This is a genomic window from Streptomyces jumonjinensis, from assembly GCF_009600885.1.
GTDB classification, from domain to species: Bacteria; Actinomycetota; Actinomycetes; order Streptomycetales; family Streptomycetaceae; genus Streptomyces; species Streptomyces jumonjinensis.
Genome location: NZ_VCLA01000184.1, coordinates 72,281 through 75,418 on the forward strand (window position 1 = coordinate 72,281; position 3,138 = coordinate 75,418).

Below are 3,138 nucleotides of genomic sequence, written 5' to 3' on the forward strand. Positions count from 1 at the left end.
GAGAGAGGGAGACGGGTGGCCGAGGCGGGGCGCGGCCCGATGGGCCGTTGCTGTGCGGCGTGGTCCATGTCGTCACCCGCCGGTCAGGCGCTGGAGGCGCGTCGGATCTCGGCCAGCTGATCGAGTTGCCGGGCGACCGACGCCACGGTCCGCTGGGCGAAAAGATGCCGCATGGTCACTCTCAGTCCGGTCTCGGCGCGCAGCGCGGAGACCACGCGGGTGGCGAGGAGCGAATGGCCGCCAAGCTCGAAGAAGTCGGCCTCCACGATGTCGACGGGCTGTTCCAGGGCGGTCGACCACACCTTCGCGACCAGGACCTCCGACGGCGTCGCGGGGGCGGTGCCCTTGCCCGGTCCGGATGCCTCGGCCTCGCACAGCTCCACGAGCGCGGCCTCGTCCACCTTGCCGGCGGGTGTGAGCGGCAGCTCGTCGATCGGGACGAGGTGCGTCGGCGCCATGTGGTCGGGCAGCACCGATCCGAGGTGTGTGCGTAACGTCTCGGCGGCGGACTCCTCCCCGGAAGCCGTCATGAAGGCGAGGCCCAGGGTCACCCCGGCGGGCCCGGGCACCGGGAACGCGGCGGCGGAGACGACACCGGGTACCGCGAGCGCGGCGGCCTCCACTCCGGCGGGCTCCACCCGGAAGCCGCGGATCTTCAGTTGCTGATCGCTGCGCCCCATGAACTCCAGGCAGCCGTCCGGTCTGCGGCGCACCAGGTCACCGGTCCGGTACATCCGGCCGCCGTCGCCGGAGGGGGCGGGCAGAAAGCGTGTCGCGGTCAGTCCGGGCCGGCCGCGATAGCCGCGTCCCACCCCCGGCCCCGCGATGAAGAGCTCGCCGGTATCGCCGTCCGCCACTTCGCGCAGGGCCGGATCCAGGACATGGAGGCGGTAGTTGGGAAGTGGCCGTCCGATGGTCGCCGGGTCGTCACCGGCCGCGGTGTCCGCCCAGGTCGCGCAGATCGTCGTCTCGGTGGGGCCATAGGCGTTGAGGAACCGGCGCCCGGACGACCAGCGCTCGGCGAGCTCCGGCGGGCAGACCTCGCCCGCGGCGACGACGGTGGCGGGCCCGGTGCCTGGTGGGGGCACGTCCTGGGCGGCGAGCAGGGAAGGGGTGGCCGTGACGATGCCCAGCGGCTCCGCGAACAGATCGTCGGCTCCGTCGCGCGGATCCGCGAGGACGACACCGCGCCCGCGCGACAGTGGGATCAGGGTGGACCACAGCCAGCCGTCGAACCCGGGCGCCAGCACATTGCCGCCGTCCAGGCCCTCCCGCGGGGCGAGTTCGGCCACGGCGGCCAGGAGGCCGGCGACGTTTCCGTAGGTGATGCCGACGCCTTTCGGCTCACCCGTGGTTCCGGACGTGTACACGATGTAGGCGAGGGAGCCCGGCAGGGGAACGGGGGCGGGCGGCGTCCCGGCGGCCGGCGGGTCGTGATCGGCCGCGGGGTCGATCACGGGGACTCCCGGCTCGCCCAGGGGCAGGGCCTTATCGGCCACGAGCACGGTGACACCCGCGTCGCGGGCGGCTGCGGCGAGCCGAGCGGCCGGATGCGCGGGATCGAGGGGTACGAACACGCCACCCACACGCCACACCGCGAGCAGCGCTGTCACGAGGTAGCGGCTGCGTCCCAGGTGGACCCCGACGGGCGTCTCGGGGCCCACGCCGTGCGAGGTGAGACGCGCGGCGAGTGCCTCGACGCGGCGGCCGAGCTCGGCGAAGCCGAAGGCGCCGTCCTGGGCTCTGACGGCCCTGACGTCCGGCCGGGTTCTGGCGAATTCCGCCACCCTGAGGGCCACGTTGAGTTCCGCGTCGAAGTCGACGACAGGGCCATCCATGAATCGCTCCTGTTCGGTGAACAGACCGAAAATAAGGGGGTGGCGTAACGACCGTCGGCGTAAAGATCTGGCTGAAATATGCGGCAGGACAGCGAAAAAACCCGCTTGTCGCCGACCGGACCGGACAGTATTCGATGAATTTCCAATGTTCAAGACTGGTCCTTTGCGGCAGCCTCGCCCATACTCACCCATGGATCGAACACATGCCCGACCGCCCGTCGGGGATTGATCAACGGCGCAAAGACTGGTGCAGACTTCACAGACGACTCCAGGAGCCCCGGGTAATCCATGCGTGATCCAAACCCAAGTACGCCAGGTGAAGACGTGCTCCACGCGTGGTTGTCCCGCGTGGCGAATACGCCGGCTCCGCTGCTGCCCGTGGCGGACCGAGGTCGGCCGCTGCCCGCTTCGCACGCCCAGCGCGGCATGTGGCTCGCCCAGGAAGTGGCCGGGCATGAGAACCGCTCCCTGACCGCCGTCCACAGCTACCGTCTGACCGGCCCGCTCGACCTCGACGCGCTCCGCACGGCACTGGACGTCCTGGTCGCGCGCCATGAGGTGCTGCGCACGGGATTCGCGCTGCGTGAAGGGGAACTCCACCAGGTGATAGGCGCCCCGGCCGGCCTGGACACAGCCGTCGTGGACACCGCCGGAGACGCCGAGCTCACCGCACTCGTACGCGCGGTCGCCGACACACCCTTCGACCTCGGCCGGGGCCCACTGCTGCGGGTACGTCTGTTCCGCCTCGACGCGGACACACACGTCCTGTGCGCGGTCTTCCACCACATCGCCAACGACGGCTGGTCGATGGACGTCTTCCACCGGGAGCTGGCCGCCCTGTACGGCGCGGCAGCAGACCTGCCGGGAGTCAGCGATCCCGCGACCCTCGCCGACCTGGCCGATCTGGACGAACTCGCCGTCCAGTACCCCGACTTCGCCGTCTGGCAGCACGCCCGGGCGCAGGATCCCGGCACCCACGCCGACGCCCTCGCCTACTGGCGCACCAGACTCGCGGACGCTCCGCCCCTGCTCCTCCTCCCCACCGACAAACCCCGCGCCGACGTCCGCTGGGGCACCGGCGACCGCGTCGGGTTCCGGATCCCGGCAGAGACCGCCGAACGCGCCGCCAAGGCCGCGAGCGCACACGGCACCACGCTCTTCACATTCCAGTACGCGGCCTTCCAGGCGCTGCTGGCGGCCTGGTCGGGGCAGACGGACGTCGTCACGGGCATCACCACGGCGAACCGGACCCTGCCCGAGACCGAGCCGCTGATCGGCTTCTTCGTCAACGTCCTTCCGC

The 3,138-nt window shown here is 71.2% G+C and carries 2 protein-coding genes; one reads left to right on the forward strand and one right to left on the reverse strand.

The window, feature by feature from the left end:
- Positions 1-83: 83 nt before the first annotated feature.
- Positions 84-1,838: a non-ribosomal peptide synthetase gene (locus tag FF041_RS29200; protein ID WP_153525578.1), complete on the reverse strand. Its 1,755-nt coding sequence runs from the start codon at positions 1,836-1,838 to the stop codon at positions 84-86.
- A gap of 348 nt (positions 1,839-2,186) precedes the next feature.
- On the opposite strand from FF041_RS29200, the gene FF041_RS29205 reads away from it, so the two are divergent.
- On the forward strand, positions 2,187-3,138 hold a 952-nt coding region (locus FF041_RS29205), incomplete at its 3' end, for a condensation domain-containing protein (protein WP_323393022.1).

What these genes read in the sequence shown, in the direction of transcription:
- FF041_RS29200 (WP_153525578.1), bottom strand. Translation starts at nt 1,838, where the DNA reads ATGGATGGCCCTGTCGTCGACTTCGACGCGGAACTCAACGTGGCCCTC.